This is a genomic window from Enterobacter sp. 241F3, assembly GCF_034106785.1.
In the GTDB taxonomy this organism is placed as follows: Bacteria; Pseudomonadota; Gammaproteobacteria; order Enterobacterales; family Enterobacteriaceae; genus Enterobacter; species Enterobacter vonholyi.
In genome coordinates this window covers 513,645-537,346 of record NZ_JAWNDD010000001.1, presented here as the reverse complement: position 1 = coordinate 537,346, position 23,702 = coordinate 513,645, and the positions used below count along the sequence as shown (strand labels likewise).

Here is a 23,702-nt window from a genome sequence, read left to right as displayed (position 1 = left end):
CAGAAAATGCGCTCTGCTGGCAACCTGTTTTTCCAACTGTTATTGTGGAGGGATTAAACGGTGTCATCACCGTTCGGAAAAAACAGGAGTTGTAAGCATGTTTACTGGTATTGTGCAGGGCACTGCCAAAGTGGTGTCCATTGATGAAAAACCTAATTTCCGTACTCATGTTGTTGAGCTGCCGGAATATATGCTTGAGGGCATTGAAACCGGCGCGTCGATTGCCCATAACGGCTGCTGCCTGACCGTTACCGAAATTAACGGCAACCAGATTAGCTTTGATTTAATGAAAGAGACGCTGCGCATCACTAACCTGGGCGAGCTGGTGGTAGGCGATACCATCAACGTTGAGCGCGCGGCGAAGTTCAGCGATGAGATTGGCGGTCATCTTATGTCGGGGCACATCATGACCACCGCCGAAGTGGCGAAAATCGTGACCTCGGAAAATAACCGTCAAATCTGGTTTAAAATGCAGGACCCGTCATTAATGAAATACATCCTCTATAAAGGATTTATTGGCATTGACGGGATTAGCCTGACGGTAGGGGAAGTGACGCCAACGCGTTTTTGCGTGCATTTAATTCCTGAAACGCTGCAGCGCACCACGCTGGGCGCGAAAAAACTGGGGCATCGCGTGAATATCGAAATCGATCCGCAGACCCAGGCTGTGGTGGATACGGTTGAGCGCGTGCTGGCAGCAAAAGAAGCCGCAATAATAAAGACCGCCGAAGAAGAATAAAAAATAACCCCGGATATCCGGGGTTATTTTTTTTAGCGTGCGACACGCAGTCCGTGTTCTATCCCACGGCTGAATACCACCTGCCAGAGCTGAATATCCCGTGCGCGAAACGCCCCCGCGCAGGCATTCAGATAATAGCTAAACATTCGTTTGAATCGTTCAGAATAGTTGTCCGCAATCTCTGGCCAGGCTTTCTGGAAACGTTCATGCCATGCCATTAAGGTGGTGTCGTAGTCCGCGCCAAAGTTATGCCAGTCTTCCATCACGAAATGGGGTTCACTGGCGTTGGCAATCTGGCGAACGGACGGTAAACAGCCATTCGGAAAGATGTATTTGTTGATCCACGGGTCAACGTTGTTGTCGGTCCGCTTAGAGCCGATGGTGTGCAGCAGGAAGATGCCGTCCGGTTTCAGATTCCGGTCCACCACCTCAAAATAGGTATCGTAGTTTTTTGGCCCCACGTGCTCGAACATGCCGACGGAAACAATCCGGTCAAACTGTTCATTCAGGTCACGGTAGTCCTGCAGCCTGATATCCACATCGAGATCCTGGCAGCGCTCCCGCGCCATTTTTTGCTGTTCCGCTGAGATCGTCACGCCGACCACGCTGACGCCATAATGCTTCGCCATAAAATATGCCAGCCCACCCCAGCCGCAGCCGATATCCAGCACGCGCATGCCGGGCTGTAGCTGCAGCTTCTCGCTAATCAGACGCAGCTTCGCCTGCTGAGCCTCTTCAAGCGTCGAGGCCTCTTTCCAGTAGGCGCAGGAGTATTGCATGAAAGGGTCCAGCATACGGCTGAACAAATCGTTGCCAAGATCGTAATGTTCTTTGCCAACGATCCACGCGCGTTTTTTACTCTGGAGATTGAAAAGTCGGGCAGAGGCGACGCGCAGGGTGTCTTTCAGGTTACGGGGGAGTTGATTTTCAAGACCGGCACGCAACACGCTGGCGAAAAAGGTATCCAGACGTTCACACTCCCACCAGCCGTCCATGTAGCTTTCTCCCAGGCCTAACGACCCTTCCCGCAACACGCGTTTAAAAAAGTCGGGATGTTTAACCTGAGGATCGGATGGCGATGATCCATTGATAGTGATGCCTGCTCGACCTAACAGTTCACTGACGATCCGGTACCAGTTATCGTCCGGAACGCTGACTTCTTCTATACACGATGAACTCATAGCTTCTCCATCACCCTACTGTGATCAGAACCTTAAAACAGCGTAGACGCTTTTTTTGGTTTGTGAGAAATCTCACGGTAAATACCGCGAGGCTAGTATCCGACGTAGAACAGAGGAAGGGAGATAACCCTTGCCGAAATGCCTTCCATGGTAAAACGGGAGCACTCCGGCTCCCGTTAACACTTAATATTTATCGTATTTAATCGAACCAAATTTAGTATAGGCTTCAAAATTTGGTGATTCAATAGAAAATTGTTAGCAACCTAATCACTGAAATATAACATGATTTCTGGCGCAATCAGGCATGCGAGGTTTCCACCTGAGCACCGTTATCCTGCTCACGCTGCGCGGAGGCCTGCATGCGATAGCCCAATACCGCCAGCGCTACGGTGAACAGCATCACGCTGGTGGTGGTCAAAAGCGGCGTAGCAATCAGCGCCGAGACCACCAGGCTTGCCAGGAAGCACAAACCCAGCTGCAGGGTGTTCTGCAGCGCGGCGGCGCGGCCTGTTGCCTGCGGGAATGGACGCAGCGCCTGCGCCACAACGATAGGGTAAATCGCCCCGTTCGCAATGGCCATCACGCAGAACGGGATCAAAATTTCGGCCAGACCGGCACCCGGAATAAAGCCAACGGCCCAGGTCCCGATGACGCTCAGCGCATACAGCACCAGCAGCCACGGCAGCATCTGCTGACCCTCCCATCTTTGCAGCGCCGCGCGACAGCCGTACCCGCCCACAAGGAACGCGATTGTCTGCGGAACATAGCTCAGGCCGATGGCTGCCGGACTGTAGCCCATATCGTGCAGAATGAACGGCGAGCCGGTTAGCCATGCGAAGAAGCTTGCCGAGCAGGCGGCATAGATCAGGACATTCCCGCGATACGCTTTGGCGCTCAACAGTGAGGTGAAGGTAATCGGCTTCGCGTCGGCATGCGCCTCTTTTTTATGCGCAGGCTTGAGGGCAAACGCCGGCAGCATCAGCACCAGGGTAATGGCAAACAGCGTGGCGAAGATGGCCTGCCAGTCAAAGTGCGCGAGGATCCAGCTGCCCAGCAGCGGAGCCAGGGCAGGGGAGAGGCCCACCAGCGGCATAATGGTGGCGAAAATACGGTTTGTGCGGTTAGCCGGGTAGTAGTCGGTCACCAGCGCCTGCCAGGTCACGGCCGCGGCACAGACGCCCACGGCCTGAACGAAGCGCAGCACCAGCAGCCAGGTGGCATCGCGTACCCATAACATCCCCAGGCAGCCCACGGCAAAAATGGCCAGACCCAGCAGCAGTACCGGTTTACGACCAAAGCGATCCGAGAGCGGTCCCCACAGCAGCTGTGCAAAAGCAAAACCGGCGAGGAACAAACTCAGGCTGGCACTGATGGCGGCAGCGGGGGTTTGCAAATCTTCCTGCATCGCGGCAAAAGCCGGCAGGTACATATCGGTGGCCAAAAAGCCCAGCACGCTTAAGCCGCCGAGCCAGACTAAAAAACCGTTCCTGGGTTGCATTATTTTATTCTCCTGAGGAGGCAGGTATACATTGGCGCTGAGTGTAGGGAGTGCAAAGCCGCTTGTGAAACGCTAATATTTGGCGGGTGCATTCAAATTTTTTGCAGGCAGAAAATGTGGTCAGATTATTCTCTTGAAGTGGTCGATGCTGTTGCGCGTAACGGCAGCTTTAGCGGTGCAGCGCAGGAGTTGCACCGCGTCCCTTCGGCCATCAGCTACACGGTGCGTCAGCTTGAGGAATGGCTGGCGGTTCCGCTGTTTGAACGGCGGCATCGCGACGTGGAATTAACGCCCGCAGGCGCGTGGTTTTTGAAGGAAGGGCGTTCTGTTATCAAAAAAATGCAGATCACCCGCGAACAGTGCCAGCAGATCGCCAACGGCTGGCGGGGACATCTTTCCATCGCGGTGGATAACATCGTGAAGCCGGAACGCACCCGACAGATGATTGTCGATTTCTATCGTCATTTCTCTGACGTTGAGCTGCGGGTCTCGCAGGAGGTGTTCAACGGGGTGTGGGATGCGCTGGCGGACGGCAGGGCGGAGATGGCGATTGGCGCGACGCAGGCGATCCCGGTCGGGGGACGTTACGCCTTTCGCGACATGGGGATGCTGAGCTGGAAATGCGTGGTGGCCAGCGATCATCCTCTGGCAGCGATGGATGGGCCGCTTAGCGACGATACGCTGCGCAACTGGCCCTCGCTGGTGCTGGAGGATACGTCCCGTTCATTGCCCAAGCGTATCACCTGGCTTCTGGACAACCAGCGGCGGGTGGTGGCTCCGGACTGGGAATCGTCGGCGACGTGCCTCAGTGCCGGACTGTGCGTCGCGATGGTGCCCGTTCATTTTGCGCGTCCGCGCATCGATACCGGCGAATGGGTTGAACTGACGCTGGAAAATCCGTTCCCGGACGCGGCCTGCTGCCTGACCTGGCAACAAAATGATGTCTCGCCCGCCATGGCCTGGCTGCTGGATTATCTGGGGGACAGCGAAACGCTGAACCGGGAATGGTTACGGGAGCCAGCGTAGCTGGCCCCGTAAAGGGATTAACGACGGTAGTCGCGGAACGGACCGTCCGCAACGGAACGGCGTTCAATCAGGCGCGGGTGAACTTCAATGGACTGCGACTCTTCGCGCTTGTTGACGATCCTGTCGAGCAGCATATTGAAGGCCGTTTCGCCCAGCGAATCTTTCGGCTGGTGAATGGTGGTCAGCGCTGGGGTGAAGAAGCGCGCGTTACGCACGTTGTCATACCCGATCACGGAAATATCCTGCGGTACGCGCAGACCCAGTTCATCGGCGGCGCAGAGCGCGCCCATGGCCATGATGTCACCCCCGCAGAAAACGGCGGTCGGACGGTGCGGCTGGGAAACGATCTGCTGCATTGCGCGGTAGCCTGATTCCGGCTCAAAGTCGCCCTGCACGATCCAGTTTTCCGGCACGGTGATCAGCGCTTCTTCCATCGCTTTCATAAAACCGGCCAGACGGCCCGCCCCGGTGTTGCGCTCCAGCGGACCCGGGATCACGCCAATCTCGCGGTGACCGCGTTCGATCAGGTAACGGCCGGCCATATAACCGCCTTCAAAGGCGTTGTCGATAACGGAGTCGGTGAAATCCGCACGCGCTTCGCCCCAGTCCATAACGACCATAGGGATGTGGCGATACTCTTCGAGCATCGCCAGCACGGATTCCGGATACTCGGAGCACATTACCAGCAGGCCGTCAACGCGCTTCTGCGCCATCATCGACAGGTAGGCGCGCTGTTTTTCAATGCTGTTCCACGCGTTGCCCAGAATCAGGGTATAGCCTTTCTGGAAGCAGTTTTTTTCAACCGCTTCAATGATCTCGGCAAAATAGGCCGCTTCACTGCTGGTCGCCAGCAATCCAATGGACTTGGTGTGATTAACCTTAAGGCTACGCGCGACCGCACTTGGCGAATAGTGCAGCTCCTTGATCGCTGCCCAGACGGCGTTGCGCGTCTCTTCCGCCACAAAGCGGGTTTTGTTAATTACATGTGATACGGTTGTAGTGGAAACGTTTGCGCGTTTTGCTACGTCTTTAATTGTTGCCATTAAATGTCACTCCAGACCATATCCTAAGCTCCTGAAAAACTTGAAGGTAAACGTTTGCCTTCTCTCACCCTTATCACGCAATCTTGAATTGCGGCACGCCGGGAAAACGACACGGGACGTCAGGAGGGGGTCAATGGCCGGTACGCTAATAAATTTAGCGTGGAATTTTGTCCTATCTTGATGAAAAGGGGAAGAGGTAAAGTGGTTATCAGTATAAATCCAGGAAGATTTTTGACGTAATCTGTGCAAAAATGAGCAAGCTCACTTTTCGTGTGGGGATTAAAAGGAGAAAAATTGATGAGTTCCGATCTTAAGTTTTCGCTGTTCACCACCGTTGTTGTGCTGGCTCTGATTGTTGCGGCCGGTCTGACGGCTGCGCTGCACTGATTTACGCGGAGGGAGAGCCTTCTCCCTCCCGACTCCCCGGATTGTTACTTCTCTGGCAAAAAACTTTTGCCATTTTGTTAACTTCTCATTTTTTGTGATTGATGTCATGCTTTCCGCTTCATTGTTCTGTGTCACCACATGACACGGCATCCGGAGTTGACGCATGAAAATCAATTTTCCCCTGCTTGCCCTGGCGATTGGCGCTTTTGGGATTGGCACCACTGAATTCTCCCCGATGGGGTTACTGCCTGTCATCGCCCGCGGCGTGGACGTCTCGATCCCTGCGGCAGGCATGTTGATCAGCGCCTACGCTATCGGCGTGATGGTGGGAGCGCCGCTGATGACGCTTCTCCTTTCTCATCGCGCGCGCCGCAATGCGCTGATTTTCCTGATGGCGATTTTCACCCTCGGCAACGTGCTTTCGGCCATTTCGCCGGACTACACCACGCTGATGCTGTCGCGTATTCTGACAAGCCTCAACCACGGCGCGTTCTTTGGGCTGGGGTCGGTCGTGGCGGCAAGCGTGGTGCCAAAACATAAGCAGGCGAGCGCCGTGGCCACCATGTTTATGGGTCTGACCATCGCTAACATCGGCGGTGTTCCTGCGGCAACCTGGCTGGGAGAAGCGATCGGCTGGCGTATGTCTTTCCTGGCGACGGCCGGGCTGGGCGTGGTCGCGATGGTGGCATTGTTCTTCTCCCTGCCGAAAGGCAGCGCCGGAGAACGTCCGGAAGTGCGTAAGGAGCTGGCGGTGCTGATGCGCCCGCAGGTGCTTTCCGCGCTGCTTACCACCGTTCTCGGGGCTGGGGCGATGTTTACCCTCTATACCTATATTTCACCGGTACTGCATGACATTACCCACGCAACGCCTCTCTTTGTGACCGCGATGCTGGTGCTGATTGGCGTGGGCTTCTCGATCGGTAACTATCTCGGCGGGAAATTTGCCGACCGTTCCGTGAGCGGGACGCTGAAGGGCTTCTTAACCCTGCTGATTGTCATCATGATTGCCATTCCGTGGCTGGCGCGTAACGAGTTTGGCGCCGCGATGGCGATGGTCGTCTGGGGTGCAGCAACGTTCGCCGTGGTGCCACCGCTGCAGATGCGCGTGATGCGTGTTGCGCATGAAGCGCCGGGCCTCTCATCCTCGGTCAATATCGGTGCCTTTAACCTGGGCAATGCGCTCGGTGCGGCGGCCGGTGGGGCCGTGATTTCAGGTGGTCTGGGATACAGCTTTGTGCCGGTGATGGGGGCAATCATTGCCGCGCTCGGCCTGCTGTTGGTGATGATGTCGGGGCGTAAACAGCCAGAAGCAGCCTGCGCTGCGGAATAAACCAAAAACGCAGAAGGGCGAACCCTTCTGCGTGTCTTTTACGCGGCGAAGTTCTTCGCCACAAAGTCCCAGTTAACCAATGCCCAGAAGTGTTCCAGGTAGTTTGGGCGCGCGTTACGGTAATCGATGTAGTAAGCGTGTTCCCATACGTCCACGGTCATCAGCGGCTTCGCGCTGGTGGTCAGCGGGGTGCCCGCGTTAGAGGTGGATACGATAGCCAGTTTGCCATCCGCCTCTTTAACCAGCCACGTCCAGCCTGAACCGAAGTTCTTGATGGCGGCATCGGTGAATTTCGCCTTGAAGTCCGCGAAGCTGCCAAAGGCGGCGTTGATGGCGGTAGCCAGTTCACCGGCAGGTTCACCACCGGCATTCGGCGCCAGGCAGTGCCAGTAGAAGGTGTGGTTCCACACCTGAGCGGCGTTGTTGAATACGCCACCCTCAGAGCTGCGGACGATCTCTTCCAGCGTTTTGCCTTCAAAATCGGTGCCCTTGATCAGGTTGTTCAGGTTGGTGACGTAAGTCTGGTGATGTTTGCCGTAGTGATATTCCAGGGTTTCCGCAGAAATGTGCGGTGCCAGGGCGTCTTTTGCATACGGTAGTGCAGGTAATTCGAACGACATTGCTTCTCTCCTTATTGTATTTTGCGTTGCCAATAACCACACAGACAACAAGGACAGGATAGCAAATTGAAAGGGTATGCAAAAGAGGAACTTACCCTGCCACGGGTGTGGCAGAGCAGGGGTTAGCGAATGGTTTTCGGCGTCATCACGCGGCGTGCGCCGACGTAGTGGCGTACCCAGTAGTCTTCACTGAGAGAGGTGATCTGAATATCCTGACCGCTACGTGGAGACTGGATGAATTTTCCGTTGCCGACATAGACGCCAACGTGGTCAGCCGTCCCGCGGCCCTGGGTGCGGAAGAACACCAGATCGCCATTTTCCAGCTCACCGCGGTCAACCGGTGAGGCATCGCGCAGGTGGTACATTTCGTTGGCGGTGCGCGGAATGCGGAACTTGACCAGATCTTTATAGGCGTAATAGACGAGGCCGCTGCAGTCAAAACCGGTACGCGGCGAAGTCCCACCCCAGTGATAAGGTTTGCCAATCTGCCCCATCAGCTTATTCATTGCGGTTTTTTGCGCTTTCTGTACGCGCACTTTATGCACTTCCGCAATTTTCGTGACCTTCGTGCATTTCGCCTTATGGCCTTTACGCGTGATGCATTTTTCAGTAACGAGGTTAGCGGCGGTTTGCGAAGCTTTACTTTTGGCAGAGTGGGCAGTGCGGGAAGGTTTTGTTTTCGTTTTGCTGGAAGCGGTCTGTTTCGTCTGAGCCGGTGTTTTTTTCTTGTCGTTCTTAGCGGTGGTTTTTTTCTTACGTTCTGTGGCTTTCACCAGATGGTTTTTTTGTACAGCAGAATGCCGCGCCTGCTGAGAGGCGTTTGCCACTGGCGTGAAAGTGAGTGAAGTAAACAGTAAAGCACAGAGCGTGATCGAGATTTTATTTATCCGCGCCACTGGGCAGTCCCCTGATAAATGCAGGTCATCAATAATACCCGCGTGTGATTTACAAAGCCCGTCGATTCTAATCTATAAAAAGCCAGAAAGTTAATAGCATTTTTCAATCTACAATCGTGTTTCGTTAGCAAGTGCAAAAAAATTCATCGTTCTGTCGCACATTTGCCCGCTCCCTAAGCAAAACCCTGAATGCGGCAGGGGTAAACACCATTTGCAATGCAACTTTTCGTGACTCGGGGTAGAATGTATAAACGTGACAAAAATGTTATTTTCCGATGCCAGTCTGAACCGCTACAATGTCAGACGAATGCCGTAACAGAAGTTAAAGGAAGCAAGACATGAGCACCACTATTGAAAAAATCCAGCGCCAGATCGCTGAAAACCCGATTCTGCTGTATATGAAAGGTTCTCCGAAGCTGCCAAGCTGCGGCTTCTCCGCACAAGCGGTTCAGGCGCTGTCAGCCTGTGGTGAGCGTTTTGCTTACGTTGATATCCTGCAGAATCCGGACATACGCGCTGAGCTGCCTAAGTACGCTAACTGGCCGACTTTCCCACAGCTGTGGGTTGACGGCGAACTGGTTGGCGGCTGCGATATCCTGATTGAAATGTATCAGCGCGGCGAACTGCAGCAGCTGATCAAAGAGACGGCGGCGAAGTATAAAACGGAAGAGCCGGACGCAGAGTAATTTTCTGCGCAAATAAAAAAGCGACCAGATAAGGTCGCTTTTTTTTATTCTTCGCTGTCACCCATCGGCAGCGGCCAGCCGCCAAGACGCTTCCAGCGGTTGACGATCTCACAGAACAGCTCTGCGGTGCGCTCCGTATCGTATAGAGCGGAGTGCGCCTGCGTTCCGTCGAACGGAATGCCAGCCGTAATGCAGGCTTTAGATAACACCGTTTGTCCCAGCGCCAGGCCGCTCAATGCGGCGGTGTCGAAGGTGACAAAAGGGTGGAAGGGGTTGCGTTTGAGCGACGCGCGCTCCGCGGCAGCCATGGTAAAGCTGTGATCGAAGGTGGCGTTATGGGCCACCATAATGGCGCGGCTGCAGTTGCTCTCTTTCATGCCTTTACGCACCATTTTAAAAATGGCGTGCAGCGCATCATATTCACTGACGGCACCGCGCAGCGGGTTATGCGGATCGATACCGTTAAACGCCAGCGCTTCCGGCTGTAAGTTTGCCCCTTCGAAAGGTTCAACGTGGAAATGCAGCGTGGTGTCCGGTGTAAGCCAGCCCTGTTCATCCATCTTCAGCGTGATGGCGGCAATTTCGAGCAGCGCATCGGTTTTAGCGTTAAATCCGGCTGTTTCTACATCAATGACAACGGGATAAAAACCACGAAAACGGTCGCACAGACCGCTAAATTGAGCGTTATCGGACATCAGGGTCTCTTACATGGGGAAAAAGCAGAGCGCATTATGGCAAATTTTGCGGGGTGATGCAGTAAAACTACGGGCGCACGTTGCGCCCTGAGGGATCAGTTGCCCAGACCGCGACCGGCGTCTTTGGCTTCAATCAGCTCGATTTTGTAACCGTCCGGATCTTCCACAAACGCAATCACGGTGGTGCCGCCTTTTACCGGGCCCGCTTCGCGCGTGACGTTACCGCCATTTTTGCGAATGCGTTCGCACGCATCGGCCGCGTTATCCACTTCCAGCGCGATATGGCCGTAGGCCGTGCCCAGCTCATAGCTGTCAACGCCCCAGTTGTAGGTCAGCTCGATCACTGCTTCATCCGTTTCCGGGCCGTAACCCACGAACGCCAGCGAGTATTTGTATTCCGGGTTTTCGCTGGTGCGCAGCAGCTTCATGCCCAGGACGTTAGTGTAGAAATCGATAGAACGTTGCAGGTCGCCAACGCGCAGCATGGTGTGAAGTAGGCGCATAATTTCCTCATTAACCAATGGAATAAAAAAGCTTTTTGATCAGAAACGATGTTTTAGTATAGCGGCGAACTGTCGCCGCTATCAATGAACAATGGCGAGATTACAGTGAAGGGTAGTCGGTGTAGCCTTCCGCGCCGCCGCCGTAGAAGCTTTCCGGACGCTGCGGGTTGAGCGCTGCTTTTTTCTGCAGACGAGCAACCAGATCCGGGTTGGCGATGTAGTCACGGCCAAACGCGACGGCATCAATCAGCCCTTTATTAATCAGATCTTCGGCTTTCTCCGGCGTATACGCCCCTGCACCGATGATCACCCCGTGGAAACGTTCGCGCACTTTCTGACGGAAAGCCTCAGTGTATGGCTTGCCGCCGGCCCAGTCCGGCTCGGACATGTGCAGATAAGCGATGCCACGTTTAGCCAGTTCTTCGATCAGGTACAGTGCATCGGCTTCTTCGTTCGGACCGTTGTCGACGTTCTGGAAAGAACCGATTGGGGAAACGCGGATCCCGATACGATCCGGGCTCCACTCCTGACATACGGCATCAACCACTTCCAGTACCAGGCGAGCGCGATTTTCGACGCTGCCGCCGTACTGGTCGGTGCGATGGTTAGACGACGGTGACAGGAACTGGTGCAGCAGGTAGCCGTGCGCGGAGTGCAGCTCAATCAGGTCAAAACCGGCTTCACGAGCGTTGGCCACGGCCTGGCGGAAATCGTTAACAATCCCCGGGATTTCGTCCAGCTCCAGCGCGCGCGGCATAGAGGTATCCACGCGGATCGCGTTGCCGTTTTCATCGCGCAGGGAAGTACGGGTATTGGCGCTCAGGGCCGACGCAGAAACCGGTGCCTGACCGCCAGGCTGGATGCTGCTGTGTGAGATACGACCGGTATGCCACAGCTGGACCGCAATACGACCCTCTTCAGCGTGAACGCCTGCGGTAATTTTCTGCCATGCGGCGATCTGTTCCGGGCTGTGAAGGCCTGGCGCGCCCGCATAACCCTTCGCCTGAGCAGAAATCTGTGTGGCCTCCGTAATGATCAGGCCAGAGCTTGCGCGCTGACGATAGTATTCGCCCATCAGGGGGGTGGGGATGTCACCCGGCTCAATGCTGCGCAGACGGGTCAGCGGAGCCATAAACACGCGGTTTGGCGCCGTGACGGCACCCACTTTCAATGGGGTAAACAGTTTTTCAGCTGACATAAAGACTCCTGAGTAGACCAGTCGACTAGTAATAAGGTAAATAAAAAACGCCCGTTATACGCCTGGCGCAGTAATACTGTTTTTCACATGTGCCAGCGCGCTTTCCAGCGGCAGGGCACTGCGCGAAATTTTTGCCTGCAGGTTGGCTCCTAACCAGAGGGAGTAGAGCACCTGAGACTGCATTAAGGGGTCGCCGGAAAAGGCCAGCGTTTTTTCTTCGCGGCCTTTTTCCAGCGCCTGGGCCAGCAGGGCGATTACGCCGCGGGCACCCTTATCCATCGCCGAGCGCATATCTTCGGAAAGATCGCACACTTCGGCAGAAAGTTTGACCGTCAGGCATCCGCTGATAATGCCCTGCTGGCAGAACTGGTTCAGCGTTTCCTGATAGTAATTCAGAACACGATCCCGGTAGTTTCCCTCACCCGACGCAAAGTGGGTCGCCAGACGCTGGTGATAGCCAGCATAATGACGCTCCAGCATCGCCACGCCAAAGGCCTCTTTGGACCGGAAGTAGTGATAAAACGACCCCTTCGGTACTTCAGCGGTTTTTAATAACTCGCTCAACCCCATACCGGTAAACCCGCGATGCATGCAAAGCTGCTCGCCGGTTGCCAGTAGATGTTCGCGGGTATCGTGTTCAGTATTTCTGCTCATGGCCGCACTCTAATAGACCGTTCGGTCTAATGCAAGCGAGTTTACTGACGACATGCACTCAGTATATCCAGCTGCGGTTGATAAACCGTTGATTTCACGTCCATCATACCCAATACGGTTGAGAACAAATTGTCCTGGGAAACCGCATTTTTTGCTGCCTGGTCACGCAAACACTGTCCGTTGATGCCAAAGTTTTTTGCATAATCAGGTGACAGCCAGAACATAAACGGAATATGCGTTTGCTGCTCCGGCGCCAGCATGTACGGCGTGCCGTGCAGATAAATACCGCTTTCACCCAGTGATTCACCGTGATCCGAAAGGTAAATCAGCGCGGTGTTCATGCTTGCCTGTCGCGCTTTCAGCGCATCAATGGTTTTGCTGACCATGCTGTCGGTATAGAGGATAGTGTTGTCATAGGTGTTTACCAGCGCCTGATGGTCGCAATCCTGAATTTCATTGGTGTCGCAGGTTGGGGTGAATTTCCGGAAATTGTCCGGGTAACGGCGATAGTACGCCGGTCCATGACTCCCCATCAGGTGGATAACCAGCACCGTATCTTGCTTCACGCCATCCAGCACGTTGTCCAGACGGTAGAAGTTCACGTCGTCAATACAGGATTTATCTTTGCAGAACTGATCCAGATTCCACTGCGTCATATCGGTATGGGGGATGCGATCGCAGGCACCTTTACACCCGCCATCGTTGTCGCGCCACAGCAGATTGATTCCCGCATGCTTCAGCACATCGAGCAGACCTTCCTGATGGTGTGCAAGGTCGGCATCGTACTTGCTGCGCGTCATGCCGGAGAACATGCACGGAACGGAAACCGCGGTTTCAGTGCCGCATGAGGAGGCCTGCGGGAAGTTAATCACATCCTGCTTTTTTAGCTCCGGGTTGGTTTCACGATCGTAACCGTTCAGGGAGTAGTTTGCCGCGCGAGACGCTTCGCCGACGACAAGCACCAGAACGGTTTTCTTTTGTTGACCGGAAATCAGTGGCCCTTTATGGGCATCTTCACCAATCCGCACCAGCGTCTGATCGCCGGCAAACCAGCGCATCTTGCTGTACTTCACCACGGCGCTGACATAGTTCGCCGGAGTGACCATTTTGACGATGCTTTTGTTATTGCGGAAAAGCGACGCGTAATCTTTATAAAACAGCGCGGCAACCAGAATAATCACCAGCAGAGCGCCGAGCATCGCGGCAACCCGCGTCAGCAGGGCATACCACCATTTCCCGGTACGAATGTGGGTAAGAGCCAGCACCACCGAGGGAACAAGGCCTGCGATAACAATCCACAGAATCATCTGCGGGGTCACCAGGGCGGTCGCTTCCTGAGAGTTGGTTTCGAAGACGTTCACAATCATATTCTGATCGATCACCGCGCCGTAGGTGTACATAAAATACGTCGCAGCGGCGCAACCGATGGTTAAAACAATCAGCAGCGGTTTACGGATATACGGGATATTAAGCAGGCTAAAGACAATCACCCAGCCGCAAAACAGCACCAGCGGTACGGAGGCGGCAAAGAGGAAGTCGTGCAGATGGACTGGGCCGATGATGGCCCAGCTGCGCTGGATAAACAGCCCGTTGATTAACGTAAAGAAGAGAGCACAACCCAGAGTAAATTTAATGTCGTTACAGTGTAACTTTTTGATTGACCACATCGATCGGTAAACCTGTTATTGTCATGATGGGCCGAGTATAGAGAGGGAAGATTAGTGAAACCTTAATGCCACAAATCTGTGCTATAGGCCTTGCACGTGGCGCGTTTAGCGTCTTCACTGTAGGTGAGAGTGGCTATCTGGAGGTGAGTGTGGCAGAGCAGCTGGAGTTTTTCCCCATCCAGAGCCCGTGCCGGGGTATTTGTCAGGTGGATGAACGCGGATATTGCCGTGGATGCATGCGTACCCGTGACGAGCGTTTCAACTGGCAAAACTTTAGCGACACGCAAAAGCAGGAGGTACTACGCCTCTGTCGACAGCGCCTTCTGCGCAAAATACGCGCAAACAAAGCGGGTGAGACCGAAGAACCCCAGCAACCTTCACTTTTTTAACACGGTAATTGCGTATACTCATGACATCACGTCCTTGAGGAAAATGTTATGGTTCAGCGAATTACCCTTGCCCCCCAGGGGCCAGAATTCTCCCGTTTTGTGATGGGCTACTGGCGCCTGATGGACTGGAATATGTCTCCGCTCCAGCTGGCGAGCTTTATTGAAGAGCACCTCGATTTAGGCATCACCACGGTCGATCATGCTGATATTTACGGTGGCTACCAGTGCGAGGCCGCGTTCGGCGAGGCGCTTAAGCTGGTTCCGGCACTGCGCGATCGCATGGAAATTGTCACGAAGTGTGGGATTGCCACCACGGCAAAGCCGGAACACGCCCTCGGTCATTACATCACCGACAGCGCGCATATCATCAAGAGCGCCGAGCAGTCGCTGGTCAATCTGGCGACCGATCGTATCGACCTGCTGTTAATCCACCGCCCCGACCCGCTGATGGATGCTGACGAGGTGGCCGAAGCTTTCCTGAACCTGCATCAGAGTGGGAAAGTGCGTCATTTCGGCGTTTCTAACTTTACCCCGGCGCAGTTTGCGCTTCTTCAGTCTCGTCTGCCGTTTACACTGGCCACAAACCAGGTTGAGATCTCCCCGGTTCACCAGCCGCTGCTGCTGGATGGTACCCTCGATCAGCTACAACAGCTGCGCATTCGCCCGATGGCCTGGTCCTGCCTGGGGGGCGGACGCCTGTTTAATGATGATGAATTCCAGCCGCTGCGCAACGAGCTTGAGACGATCGCCCGCGAACTGAACGCGGAAAGCATCGAACAGGTGGTTTACGCGTGGATCCTGCGCCTGCCGTCAAAACCGCTGCCCATTATCGGTTCCGGCAAAATAGAACGCGTGCGTTCTGCACTGGCCGCTGAAGAGCTGCAGATGACCCGCCAGCAGTGGTTCCGCATCCGCAAAGCCGCTCTGGGTTACGACGTGCCATAAACCGCCAGAAGGTGACTTTCCGGTGAAATCTTTGCCCCTGGTATACACTTAAGGGGCAAAAAATAACCCGCGGAGGTCATATGAAGCGTTTTGCTCTGGCACTGATCACGCTGGTTGTTTGCGCAGGGGCGCAGGCAGCCAGCGACGAAGTGGAAATGAATCTCGTCACCCCACAAGGTGTGGGTCAGTCCATCGGAACGGTGAAAATCACGGAAACCGATAAAGGACTGGAGTTTGCCCCCAGCCTCAAAGCACTCCCGCCCGGTGAGCATGGTTTCCATGTTCATGCCAAAGGCAGCTGTCAGCCCGCTTTAAAAGAAGGTAAACCGTCGGCGGCGGAAGCGGCAGGGGGGCACCTCGATCCCCAGCATTCCGGTAAGCATGAAGGCCCGGATGGAATGGGGCATTTAGGCGATCTGCCCGTGCTGGTGGTCAATAACGACGGTAAAGCCACCGAACCCGTCGTCGCGCCGCGTCTGAAAAAGCTGGATGAGGTGAAAGGCAAAGCGCTGATGATCCATGTCGGCGGCGACAATATGTCCGATCGGCCTAAACCGCTTGGCGGCGGAGGGGCACGCTATGCGTGCGGCGTGATCTGATCCCCAATCGTTCCCGGCGGTGGTGCCTGCTCCAGCTGCGACAGCGAGCAGTGCAGCCGCCAGATTATCGAGGCCAAATCACGGGCTGCGGGCAGATGATGCTGTGCAAGCGTATCGCAGATCCGCTGCAGTTCATTCAGCGTGGTTGCCAGCGGGCGCTGCTGAACACCGCGTTCGCTCATCACATCGCGCAGCAGGGATATGCAAACATCACGAACCTGCGACAGCGGGTCGGAACGCGTTTCCCACCCGCGAAGCTGCCAGACCACGTGCGAGCAGTTCAACAGCACCACGCCCCAGCGCAGCAGCCAGCGCCGGGAAAGTGCGTCCTGGCTGCTGTTCAGCTGGCTGACGTGATGATAAACCAGCGATTCATATTCGTTTTCACTCATGTGTGGTTTACGGCTGAGCTGGTCGACAAACCCTCTGCGTAACTCCCGGATATGCCTGCGGCTCTTGCGTGCATCGGAGCCGGGACGCAACACCGCGAATGCCAGCCACGCCAGCCCCACGCCAAGGATCTTTGCCAGGTTGTCATTGAGAAAGTCGGCGTAATCATAAACCGGCGGATTCGTTACGGAGATAAACGAGCCCATAAAGACAATCAGCTGTCCCCAGAGGCCCGCCAGCTTCGGCATCTGCAGCTTCAGAAGCTGCATGGTGGTCAACAGGGGAAACAGGAACAGCAGGAACTGCCAAAGATCGCTTATCTGCACCATCAGGCCAAATTTCACCACGAAGCTGAACAGCGATAGCAGCACCAGCGTGCGCAACAGGAGATTCAGAGAGTTGAACGGCGATGCCGCGACGGAGTAAAGCACGCAGCTGATGGCGGCAAGCGTCAGGGCTGCCGTACCGGACTCCCACTGCGTGGTAATACTCCATGCTCCCACCAGCATCAGCGCGCAGAAGGTGCGAAAACCGCTCCACAACGCTTCAAGATAGTCGGTATGGCGTGCAAGTGCCGGGCTGCCGGGGACGTTGAACTCAGTCAATGGGGTCGCATTTTCGACGACCATAATCCAGCGGCTGCTGCGCAGGTACAGACGGCAGAAGTAGTTCAGGCGCTGCCAGAAGGCGCGATGGCGGTAGTCGTACTCATCAACAGGGGCGAGCGGGGCGATGATCTTCGCAACGGTGTAGATGTCCGCATCCGGGCGCGCAAGTGCCGCGAGCAGCGTTTCGATTACGGCACGGGTGTTATCCGGAGGCGTCGGCCAGTTGAGCAGCATCCGGCGCAGGCTGGATATGGCGCTGGTCATGCGCAGCTGCTGATGCAGCAAATAGTTAAGCAGGGTGTTCTGGCGGCGAAAGCGGTAGTGACTCCAGAACGCCTGAATACGCAACAGATTCATCGTCAGAATCTGTCCGATAACCTTTTCATGCGCGAGGCGGATATCGTCGCTGTTATCCGGTTGCCACAGCAGGCTCGCGTGTTCCAGTAGCCGGGTGTGCATGGTTTTTAGCGCAGTGATAAGCGCTGTGCCGTCGGATGTGCTGGGGAGGATCATCATCATGAAGCCGCCGCTGAGGATCCCGACAATCACTTCACAGACGCGCGCCTGGGCGATATTCCACAGCTCGGTGGTGTCGAGCACGTTAACTACCGGAAAGGCGATAATGGCGGCGGTATAGCCCGCCAGCTGAAAAGCGTAGGCGACGTTATTAGTAAAATGGGCGCAGGCCCAGGTACAGCCCCCCAGCCATGCCGCCATACTGAGCAGGAACAGCCACGGATCGTTCAGCGTATGCCCGGCGATAATTAACGCTGCGGTGGCGCCCAGCAGGCTGCCTGCGATACGGCCAAGGCTTTTACTGATCACCCCGCCCACCGTTGGGAAACTAACCACCGCCGCAGACGTCATCGCCCAGTAGGGCTCATCCAGGTTCAGGTAATAGGCGACGGTCAGCGCCAGACACATGGCAATGCCGTTACGCAGGGCGTAGCGCCACTGTGGGCGCGTCGCTTTCATCCACGGCGTGTTTTGCCAGGCGATCCCCTGCAGCTTCATTAACGGGTTCCGATGGAGACTGTGCAGGTGGTGCCGGACACCAGCGTAATGTCCTGCGGTAAACGGTCAAACTCCACGCGAACTGGAACGCGCTGGGCCAGACGTACCCAGGGCACGTTCGGCTTAATGTCCGGCACAAGACCTGAATCCGTTTCAACGCTTTGATCGTAAATGGCACGGCCAACGCTGGATACGTGACCCTGTAACCTCTGAGAGCCGCTGTAAAGCGTTATCGCGGCTGGCGAGCCCTCGCGAATATGCCGAAGCTTGGTCTCTTCGAAATAGCCCACGACGTAGAAGGAGTGACTGTCGACGAGGGCGAATATCGGTTGTCCCGTGGTGGCATAATTCCCCACGCGGGCGGAGAGGTTGGTCACCCATCCATCGACAGGTGCTGTAATCACGGTTTGGGTCAGCTGCCACTGCGCCTGCTTCAGCGTCGCCTCCGCCACGTTGACGTTAGCCTGCATTGCCTTGACGTTGATATTGGCGGTATCTAAGTCTTCCGCTGAGATGTAGTTTTGCGACAGGTGACGGCGGCGATTGGCCTCGTTGTTGGCCTTTGCCAGATCCGACTGGGCTTTTGCCAGCTGGGCCTGGGCGTTCAGAATCGCAATGTGGTACGGGGTATCGTCGATACGGAATAAAACGTCCCCCTTTTTGACAAACTGGTTATCCTTAACTAAAAGCGTTGTGATACTTCCCGACACCTGAGGAGTAATGCTGACCTGTTCAGCGCGAACTTTGCCGTCACGCGTCCAGGGCGACTGCATATAAAAATTCCACATCCACCACCCCGCAACCAGCGCGAGGGCAAGGACAAACAGGGTGGAAAAGTACTTTAGCGTTTTCAGAGACATATTCACCACACAGTCAAAACGGCAAGGCCCAGGCATACGGAAAGGGCAAACAGGGAAAGATCCATCAGCATGGGATGCCAGATTTCACCGGAGTACATCCAGTCGCGAAGCAGACGATGCGCGATGAGCCAGAGCAGAAAACCCACCAGAACGGCCTTAAACAGCGGAGGAAAATAGACTGACGCACCGAAGATCAGGTCCTGAAGGGGCAACCCCTCTGAGCGATGAAAAAACGTCACGGGCAGAAATCCTTTGCAGTGAACAGAATGCCGCGTTGGCTTGTCTTAGTATGATGAAGCATCACAATTCAGTGTTAGTCATACTTTTAAGTTCGATGAATGCAGTATTGCATTTGTTTTGGCAATACAAATGCTGCACACTATTCTAAAATCAGTATAATAACTTAGCAAGCTAATTATAAGGAGATGAAATTGGAATCGCCATTAGGTTCTGATCTGGCAAGGTTGGTACGCGTCTGGCGTGCTCTGATTGACCATCGCCTGAAACCTCTGGAACTCACACAGACGCATTGGGTCACGCTGCACAACATCCATCAGCTGCCGCCCGATCAGTCGCAAATTCAGCTGGCAAAAGCGATAGGGATTGAGCAACCGTCGCTGGTGCGCACGCTTGACCAGCTGGAAGAGAAGGGGTTGATCTCGCGTCAAACCTGCGCCAGCGATCGTCGCGCCAAGCGGATTAAACTCACCGAGAAAGCGGCGCCAATCATCACGGAAATGGAAGCCGTGATCACCAGGACGCGCGGTGAAATCCTGTCAGGCGTTTCACCCGCGGAGCTGGAAATGCTCATCAGCCTTATTGCTCGCCTAGAGCAAAACATCCATGAGCTGCATTCTCGCGACTAATAAACACGAAGGCCTTGCAGCAGCAAGGCCTTTTTTTATTTAAAGACGACCACACGATTACGTCCCGTCTCCTTCGCTTCATACATCGCTTTGTCGGCGTTTTCCACGCACGTTTCTGCGGCTATCGCGGGTGACGTCGCCGTATACACCCCCATGCTGATGGTGACTGGCTCCGGTAGTTGACCGCCGCTGCTGGTGTTATCGAAGCTGCTCAGATTTAACCGTATGCGCTCCGCCACCTGGTGCGCTGCTTCTGATGAGGTGTTGGCCAGCATCAGAACAAACTCCTCACCACCGATACGGGCCGCGATGTCCTGCGGGCGTACGGAATCCATCAGCAGGTTAGCGACAAACTGCAGGACTTTGTCGCCCAGAAGATGCCCATAGGTGTCGTTGATGCGCTTGAAGCGATCGAGATCGCTTACGATGACGGAAACAGGCCGGCTGGGTTTGGCGATATCCAGCGCCTGCTTCAATGTTTCATAAAAATAGCTGCGGTTATAAAGGCGCGTCAGCGGGTCGCGAATTGAGTTCTGGTACGACTGCTGATACTTGACGTGCGAGTCGCGATACAGCCTGAAAACATCGTAGAGCAGAACAAAAATGAGCAGCAGCGTGGCGACAGTCTCAAATAAGCGGGCGCGATACCAGGAGATATCTTCGACATTTCCACCCGCTAACAGCATTGTGAGCGTGACGATATAGCAGACGCACAGAAAATTACCGCCCACCCAGAATAAGTTGCGTATGCGCGTAATAAACATCAGCGTTCCTAATGTCACCACCCAGAGTGCAATTAATGCAATATTAATGAAGTGGCTCCAGAGAACCATAAACTCACGGGTTTCATTATCCACCAGATCAATGGATAAAAATGAAGAGTGACTGGAATACATCCAGGCCAACCCTACTGCAAAGACGGTAAAGAGAAACTCGCCGCCCACAATAAGGATATGCGCCAGTCGTGAAAGAGGACAATTGCGCGTGGTATAGAGTATTGCCGAAACGATTATTAGCAACGCCATTAAAAGATGGCGGAACATATAGAAGATCATCGCATCGTTGTAGTTTACAGCGTTGAACTGATAGAGGTCCAGCCAGGCGGGAAAGCAGGACAACGTTCCGACCATCAGCGATGCCGCCCCGGCAAAGGCAAAAGCGATCGCTACCAGATACAACCGTTTTCGGTCACACCAGTATTTCATTGCCATAAAGAAGGCAATAAATAGGTTAAACACCAGCAAAAAAATGGTGAGCGTAGGGAACAAATGAGACGAGAAGCTAGGTACCCATTCGGCAATTTTCGAAAACAGGGCGTGTAATATGCCAATGACAACAATACAACCCAGACAGAACGAGGTATAACGACCCTTTACGGAATGATGATTAGAAAACATATACGTTTTTAATGGCTTTATAATGAATTAAGGTGAGGTAATTGCGAGAGTTTAATCAATTAGCCTGCTAAATACTTTGCGCAAAAACAATATATGATGTGGTTAAAAATTGGCGGGGTGAATTTATTTTGTAAATATATTTGTGGGAGTGATATATATTGTAAATGGATGTGGTCCGATGACCACATCCATTTCAATTAACGTGGAGAAACGGTCACCTGGCTTCCGTTGCTTGCCAGAACGACGCGCTGGCCTGCAGAGAAGCGAGTGTTGCCTTGTTTCTGGACAACCATGATAGTGCTGCCATCGTCTTTACGAATTTCCAGCTCTACGCCCTGAGTTTTGTTCATTGCGCCCTGAACGCCCTGGCCAGCTACACCACCTGCAACGGCGCCTGCGGCCGTCGCCAGCGAGCGGCCAGTGCCACCGCCGACGGTATTGCCCAGGAAACCACCCAGGACGGCACCGCCGATTGCGCCCATCACGTTGTTTTCATCACCACCCTGGATCTGTACAGGGCGTGCGTTAACAACGGTACCGTAAGTTACGTTCTGAACCTGTTTCGCTTCAGAAGCGCTGTAAACGTCGCCAGAGAGTGAACTGTCATTCACACAGCCAGCCAGAGTTAAACCAATCAGCGAAACGCCCAGTACACGTAAAATCATTTGAATCTCCTGTTCACCAAAAACGCCCGGTTGGGGCATCCGTTATGGCTAAATTATATGGCATAAGGAGCCATAGTTCATATCTTTGCACTAACAATAAGAAAATTGTACTTGAATTTGACTTAACGAGAGATAAACAGGAACCGCCCGCGTTACGCGTCTGACATTGTTAAAAAATATTATCGCCGGATGGCAAAGCTGCGCCGTTTATGGTTGAGTGGGTATCCTTAGCCCACGCAACGTAAGGAAAGCGCATGAAATCGGGTCGCTACATTGGTGTGATGTCAGGCACCAGTCTGGATGGGGTAGATGTCGTTCTGGCCGCCATTGACGAAAACATGGTGGCACAGCAGGCGAGCCTGACCTGGCCAATCCCCATTTCACTGAAAGAGGATATTCTGAGCATTTGTCAGGGGCAGCAGCTGACCCTCTCCCAGCTTGGACAGCTTGATGTTCGCCTGGGGGCGCTGTTTGCGGATGCGGTGTTGGCTTTAATGCAGAAAGAACATCTTCGCCCGCAGGATGTGGTGGCCATCGGGTGTCATGGACAAACGGTCTGGCATGAACCAGGAGGAGATGCCCCGCATACGCTGCAAATCGGTGATAACAACCAGATTGTGGCGAAGACGGGCGTGACGGTGGTTGGCGATTTCCGTCGTCGCGATATCGCCCTTGGCGGACAGGGCGCGCCACTGGTGCCTGCGTTCCATCAGGCGCTACTGGCGCACCCTTCAGAACGTCGTATGGTGCTCAACATTGGTGGGATCGCCAATCTGTCGATGCTGATCCCGGGGCAGCCGGTGCGCGGCTACGATACCGGCCCGGGCAATATGCTGATGGATGCCTGGATCTGGCGTCAGTGCGGTCAACCTTATGATAAAAACGCGGAGTGGGCGAGCGAGGGTAAGGTGATTATCCCGCTGCTGCAGTCCATGCTGAGCGACCCTTATTTTGCCTTACCGGCACCGAAAAGTACGGGGCGTGAATACTTCAACTTTGGCTGGCTTGAGCGCCAGCTGGCATCATTCCCGGCGCTTGCACCGCAGGATGTCCAGGCGACGCTTGCCGAGCTCACGGCCGTGTCGATTTCCGAACAGGTGCTCCTCAGCGGCGGATGCGAACGCCTGCTGGTGTGCGGCGGGGGAAGCCGTAACCCGCTGGTGATGGCGCGTCTTGCGGGGCTACTGCCGGGTACCGAAGTGTCTACGACCGATGAGGCTGGCATCAGCGGGGATGACATGGAGGCGCTGGCTTTCGCCTGGCTTGCCTGGCGCACCATTGCCGGGCTGCCGGGTAATTTGCCGTCGGTAACCGGTGCTCGCGAGGCGAGCGTTCTTGGAGCGATTTTCCCGGCGAATCCGCGTCATAATCAGAGTTAACTGAAATTCAGCGCGGTGCGTCGCCGTTAGAATGGAACGAAACAGGAGGGCGGACATGCCCTCCAGGACCAGGAAAGTCTTCGGAATACGCCCATGAAAAAACTTCTTCTTATTGCCGCTCCTTTGTTGCTGTCAGGATGCAGCGTCTACAACCAGCTCCTTGAGCGCATGCAGACCGATACGCTGGAGTATCGCTGCGACGAAAAACCGCTGACCGTGAAGCTGAACAATCCACGCCAGGAAGCCAGTTTTGTTTACGACAATAAATTGCTTACGCTGAAGCAGGGCATGTCAGCCTCAGGCGCCCGCTACACCGACGGTATCTATGTCTTCTGGTCGAAAGGCGACAGCGCCACGGTCTACAAACGCGACCGCATTGTGCTGAACAATTGCCAGCTTGAAAATCCGAAGCGTTGAGATTTTTACAGGGGCGGCGCACAATAGCGCCACCCACTCTCAATGTCAGC

Annotated in this window: 26 protein-coding genes; 11 read left to right on the top strand and 15 right to left on the bottom strand. The window is 54.7% G+C overall.

The features are described 5' to 3' along the window. Positions 1-97: 97 nt before the first annotated feature. Positions 98-739: a riboflavin synthase subunit alpha gene (locus UR504_RS02450; protein WP_095442481.1), complete on the top strand. Its 642-nt coding sequence runs from the start codon at positions 98-100 to the stop codon at positions 737-739. A gap of 32 nt (positions 740-771) precedes the next feature. Here UR504_RS02450 and cfa read toward each other — a convergent pair whose 3' ends face one another. Then, complete coding sequence (cfa, locus tag UR504_RS02445) at positions 772-1,920, bottom strand: cyclopropane fatty acyl phospholipid synthase (RefSeq protein ID WP_320739297.1); 1,149 nt, start codon at positions 1,918-1,920, stop codon at positions 772-774. A 298-nt stretch (positions 1,921-2,218) separates the two neighbouring features. Continuing rightward, positions 2,219-3,418 (bottom strand): purine nucleoside transporter PunC, encoded by a 1,200-nt coding sequence (gene punC / locus UR504_RS02440; RefSeq protein WP_252092800.1) that lies wholly within the window; start codon positions 3,416-3,418, stop codon positions 2,219-2,221. Between the two features lie 114 nt (positions 3,419-3,532). Between punC and punR the strand changes: the two genes are divergently transcribed. Further along, entirely contained in the window at positions 3,533-4,444 is a 912-nt protein-coding gene (gene punR, locus UR504_RS02435; protein WP_048222755.1) for a DNA-binding transcriptional activator PunR, read from the top strand. A 17-nt stretch (positions 4,445-4,461) separates the two neighbouring features. Here punR and purR read toward each other — a convergent pair whose 3' ends face one another. Continuing rightward, positions 4,462-5,487: an HTH-type transcriptional repressor PurR gene (gene purR / locus UR504_RS02430; protein WP_302234792.1), complete on the bottom strand. Its 1,026-nt coding sequence runs from the start codon at positions 5,485-5,487 to the stop codon at positions 4,462-4,464. Positions 5,488-5,784: 297 nt separating this feature from the next. On the opposite strand from purR, the gene UR504_RS02425 reads away from it, so the two are divergent. Together UR504_RS02425 and UR504_RS02420 are read left to right on the top strand one after the other, a co-directional pair. Beyond that, a complete protein-coding gene (locus tag UR504_RS02425) occupies positions 5,785-5,874 on the top strand; it encodes a YnhF family membrane protein (protein ID WP_008500596.1) in 90 nt (29 codons plus the stop codon). 163 nt (positions 5,875-6,037) lie between these two features. Continuing rightward, positions 6,038-7,204, top strand: coding sequence for an MFS transporter (locus tag UR504_RS02420; protein WP_115874859.1), 1,167 nt, complete (start codon positions 6,038-6,040; stop codon positions 7,202-7,204). Positions 7,205-7,242: 38 nt separating this feature from the next. Here the strand turns inward: UR504_RS02420 and sodB are convergent, their stop codons facing one another. Then, entirely contained in the window at positions 7,243-7,824 is a 582-nt protein-coding gene (sodB, locus tag UR504_RS02415; RefSeq protein ID WP_023311353.1) for a superoxide dismutase [Fe], read from the bottom strand. 122 nt (positions 7,825-7,946) lie between these two features. After that, positions 7,947-8,720 (bottom strand): C40 family peptidase, encoded by a 774-nt coding sequence (locus UR504_RS02410; protein ID WP_136194737.1) that lies wholly within the window; start codon positions 8,718-8,720, stop codon positions 7,947-7,949. A 338-nt stretch (positions 8,721-9,058) separates the two neighbouring features. Here UR504_RS02410 and grxD point away from each other — a divergent pair, with 338 nt between their 5' ends. Beyond that, positions 9,059-9,406 carry a monothiol glutaredoxin 4 gene (gene grxD, locus UR504_RS02405; RefSeq protein WP_003832760.1) on the top strand — a complete coding sequence of 116 codons (348 nt, stop codon included), beginning with the start codon at positions 9,059-9,061 and terminating at the stop codon, positions 9,404-9,406. Between the two features lie 44 nt (positions 9,407-9,450). Here the strand turns inward: grxD and rnt are convergent, their stop codons facing one another. From rnt to eptA, 5 genes are all read right to left on the bottom strand, one after another. Beyond that, complete coding sequence (gene rnt, locus UR504_RS02400; RefSeq protein ID WP_061098432.1) at positions 9,451-10,101, bottom strand: ribonuclease T; 651 nt, start codon at positions 10,099-10,101, stop codon at positions 9,451-9,453. 95 nt (positions 10,102-10,196) lie between these two features. Continuing rightward, positions 10,197-10,604 carry a lactoylglutathione lyase gene (gene gloA / locus UR504_RS02395; RefSeq protein ID WP_008500591.1) on the bottom strand — a complete coding sequence of 136 codons (408 nt, stop codon included), beginning with the start codon at positions 10,602-10,604 and terminating at the stop codon, positions 10,197-10,199. 100 nt (positions 10,605-10,704) lie between these two features. Further along, positions 10,705-11,802, bottom strand: coding sequence for an alkene reductase (locus UR504_RS02390; protein WP_115874861.1), 1,098 nt, complete (start codon positions 11,800-11,802; stop codon positions 10,705-10,707). Between the two features lie 54 nt (positions 11,803-11,856). Then, the gene (locus UR504_RS02385; protein WP_111965654.1) at positions 11,857-12,456 is read right to left on the bottom strand and encodes a TetR/AcrR family transcriptional regulator; all 600 of its coding nucleotides are present in this window, start codon (positions 12,454-12,456) and stop codon (positions 11,857-11,859) included. 41 nt (positions 12,457-12,497) lie between these two features. Beyond that, positions 12,498-14,123: a phosphoethanolamine transferase EptA gene (eptA, locus tag UR504_RS02380; RefSeq protein WP_302234793.1), complete on the bottom strand. Its 1,626-nt coding sequence runs from the start codon at positions 14,121-14,123 to the stop codon at positions 12,498-12,500. Positions 14,124-14,272: 149 nt separating this feature from the next. Here eptA and UR504_RS02375 point away from each other — a divergent pair, with 149 nt between their 5' ends. The 3 genes from UR504_RS02375 to sodC all read left to right on the top strand — a co-directional run bounded on the left by UR504_RS02375 (position 14,273) and on the right by sodC (position 16,056). Beyond that, positions 14,273-14,512, top strand: a complete 240-nt coding sequence (locus UR504_RS02375) for a DUF1289 domain-containing protein (protein WP_008500587.1) — start codon at positions 14,273-14,275, stop codon at positions 14,510-14,512. 48 nt (positions 14,513-14,560) lie between these two features. Then, positions 14,561-15,457 (top strand): aldo/keto reductase, encoded by an 897-nt coding sequence (locus UR504_RS02370; RefSeq protein ID WP_032638255.1) that lies wholly within the window; start codon positions 14,561-14,563, stop codon positions 15,455-15,457. Between the two features lie 80 nt (positions 15,458-15,537). Then, complete coding sequence (gene sodC, locus UR504_RS02365; RefSeq protein ID WP_115874864.1) at positions 15,538-16,056, top strand: superoxide dismutase [Cu-Zn] SodC; 519 nt, start codon at positions 15,538-15,540, stop codon at positions 16,054-16,056. Here sodC and UR504_RS02360 read toward each other — a convergent pair. The 3 genes from UR504_RS02360 to UR504_RS02350 are packed head-to-tail and all read right to left on the bottom strand — an operon-like array spanning position 16,035 to position 19,167. Further along, a complete protein-coding gene (locus tag UR504_RS02360) occupies positions 16,035-18,068 on the bottom strand; it encodes an FUSC family protein (protein ID WP_302234795.1) in 2,034 nt (677 codons plus the stop codon). The genes sodC and UR504_RS02360 overlap by 22 nt on opposite strands. Beyond that, positions 18,068-18,928 (bottom strand): HlyD family secretion protein, encoded by an 861-nt coding sequence (locus UR504_RS02355; RefSeq protein ID WP_302234796.1) that lies wholly within the window; start codon positions 18,926-18,928, stop codon positions 18,068-18,070. The genes UR504_RS02360 and UR504_RS02355 overlap by 1 nt, the downstream gene beginning before the upstream one ends. A gap of 2 nt (positions 18,929-18,930) precedes the next feature. Then, on the bottom strand, positions 18,931-19,167 hold the full coding sequence (locus UR504_RS02350) for a DUF1656 domain-containing protein (RefSeq protein WP_111965660.1): 237 nt from the start codon (positions 19,165-19,167) through the stop codon (positions 18,931-18,933). A 186-nt stretch (positions 19,168-19,353) separates the two neighbouring features. Between UR504_RS02350 and slyA the strand changes: the two genes are divergently transcribed. Continuing rightward, a complete protein-coding gene (gene slyA, locus UR504_RS02345) occupies positions 19,354-19,794 on the top strand; it encodes a transcriptional regulator SlyA (RefSeq protein WP_111965661.1) in 441 nt (146 codons plus the stop codon). Between the two features lie 35 nt (positions 19,795-19,829). Here slyA and UR504_RS02340 read toward each other — a convergent pair whose 3' ends face one another. Then, positions 19,830-21,191: a GGDEF domain-containing protein gene (locus tag UR504_RS02340; RefSeq protein ID WP_302234797.1), complete on the bottom strand. Its 1,362-nt coding sequence runs from the start codon at positions 21,189-21,191 to the stop codon at positions 19,830-19,832. 197 nt (positions 21,192-21,388) lie between these two features. Next, positions 21,389-21,856, bottom strand: coding sequence for an outer membrane lipoprotein SlyB (slyB, locus tag UR504_RS02335; protein WP_047348789.1), 468 nt, complete (start codon positions 21,854-21,856; stop codon positions 21,389-21,391). Between the two features lie 254 nt (positions 21,857-22,110). Between slyB and anmK the strand changes: the two genes are divergently transcribed. Next, on the top strand, positions 22,111-23,235 hold the full coding sequence (anmK, locus tag UR504_RS02330) for an anhydro-N-acetylmuramic acid kinase (RefSeq protein ID WP_111965663.1): 1,125 nt from the start codon (positions 22,111-22,113) through the stop codon (positions 23,233-23,235). A 93-nt stretch (positions 23,236-23,328) separates the two neighbouring features. Further along, positions 23,329-23,652 (top strand): C-type lysozyme inhibitor, encoded by a 324-nt coding sequence (gene mliC / locus UR504_RS02325; RefSeq protein ID WP_023335447.1) that lies wholly within the window; start codon positions 23,329-23,331, stop codon positions 23,650-23,652. Positions 23,653-23,702: the final 50 nt, after the last annotated feature.

What these genes read in the sequence shown, in the direction of transcription:
- UR504_RS02450 (WP_095442481.1), top strand. Translation starts at nt 98, where the DNA reads ATGTTTACTGGTATTGTGCAGGGCACTGCCAAAGTGGTGTCCATTGAT.
- cfa (WP_320739297.1), bottom strand. Translation starts at nt 1,920, where the DNA reads ATGAGTTCATCGTGTATAGAAGAAGTCAGCGTTCCGGACGATAACTGG.
- punC (WP_252092800.1), bottom strand. Translation starts at nt 3,418, where the DNA reads ATGCAACCCAGGAACGGTTTTTTAGTCTGGCTCGGCGGCTTAAGCGTG.
- punR (WP_048222755.1), top strand. Translation starts at nt 3,533, where the DNA reads ATGTGGTCAGATTATTCTCTTGAAGTGGTCGATGCTGTTGCGCGTAAC.
- purR (WP_302234792.1), bottom strand. Translation starts at nt 5,487, where the DNA reads ATGGCAACAATTAAAGACGTAGCAAAACGCGCAAACGTTTCCACTACA.
- UR504_RS02425 (WP_008500596.1), top strand. Translation starts at nt 5,785, where the DNA reads ATGAGTTCCGATCTTAAGTTTTCGCTGTTCACCACCGTTGTTGTGCTG.
- UR504_RS02420 (WP_115874859.1), top strand. Translation starts at nt 6,038, where the DNA reads ATGAAAATCAATTTTCCCCTGCTTGCCCTGGCGATTGGCGCTTTTGGG.
- sodB (WP_023311353.1), bottom strand. Translation starts at nt 7,824, where the DNA reads ATGTCGTTCGAATTACCTGCACTACCGTATGCAAAAGACGCCCTGGCA.
- grxD (WP_003832760.1), top strand. Translation starts at nt 9,059, where the DNA reads ATGAGCACCACTATTGAAAAAATCCAGCGCCAGATCGCTGAAAACCCG.
- rnt (WP_061098432.1), bottom strand. Translation starts at nt 10,101, where the DNA reads ATGTCCGATAACGCTCAATTTAGCGGTCTGTGCGACCGTTTTCGTGGT.
- gloA (WP_008500591.1), bottom strand. Translation starts at nt 10,604, where the DNA reads ATGCGCCTACTTCACACCATGCTGCGCGTTGGCGACCTGCAACGTTCT.
- UR504_RS02390 (WP_115874861.1), bottom strand. Translation starts at nt 11,802, where the DNA reads ATGTCAGCTGAAAAACTGTTTACCCCATTGAAAGTGGGTGCCGTCACG.
- UR504_RS02385 (WP_111965654.1), bottom strand. Translation starts at nt 12,456, where the DNA reads ATGAGCAGAAATACTGAACACGATACCCGCGAACATCTACTGGCAACC.
- eptA (WP_302234793.1), bottom strand. Translation starts at nt 14,123, where the DNA reads ATGTGGTCAATCAAAAAGTTACACTGTAACGACATTAAATTTACTCTG.
- UR504_RS02370 (WP_032638255.1), top strand. Translation starts at nt 14,561, where the DNA reads ATGGTTCAGCGAATTACCCTTGCCCCCCAGGGGCCAGAATTCTCCCGT.
- sodC (WP_115874864.1), top strand. Translation starts at nt 15,538, where the DNA reads ATGAAGCGTTTTGCTCTGGCACTGATCACGCTGGTTGTTTGCGCAGGG.
- UR504_RS02360 (WP_302234795.1), bottom strand. Translation starts at nt 18,068, where the DNA reads ATGAAGCTGCAGGGGATCGCCTGGCAAAACACGCCGTGGATGAAAGCG.
- UR504_RS02355 (WP_302234796.1), bottom strand. Translation starts at nt 18,928, where the DNA reads ATGTCTCTGAAAACGCTAAAGTACTTTTCCACCCTGTTTGTCCTTGCC.
- slyA (WP_111965661.1), top strand. Translation starts at nt 19,354, where the DNA reads ATGAAATTGGAATCGCCATTAGGTTCTGATCTGGCAAGGTTGGTACGC.
- UR504_RS02340 (WP_302234797.1), bottom strand. Translation starts at nt 21,191, where the DNA reads ATGTTTTCTAATCATCATTCCGTAAAGGGTCGTTATACCTCGTTCTGT.
- slyB (WP_047348789.1), bottom strand. Translation starts at nt 21,856, where the DNA reads ATGATTTTACGTGTACTGGGCGTTTCGCTGATTGGTTTAACTCTGGCT.
- anmK (WP_111965663.1), top strand. Translation starts at nt 22,111, where the DNA reads ATGAAATCGGGTCGCTACATTGGTGTGATGTCAGGCACCAGTCTGGAT.
- mliC (WP_023335447.1), top strand. Translation starts at nt 23,329, where the DNA reads ATGAAAAAACTTCTTCTTATTGCCGCTCCTTTGTTGCTGTCAGGATGC.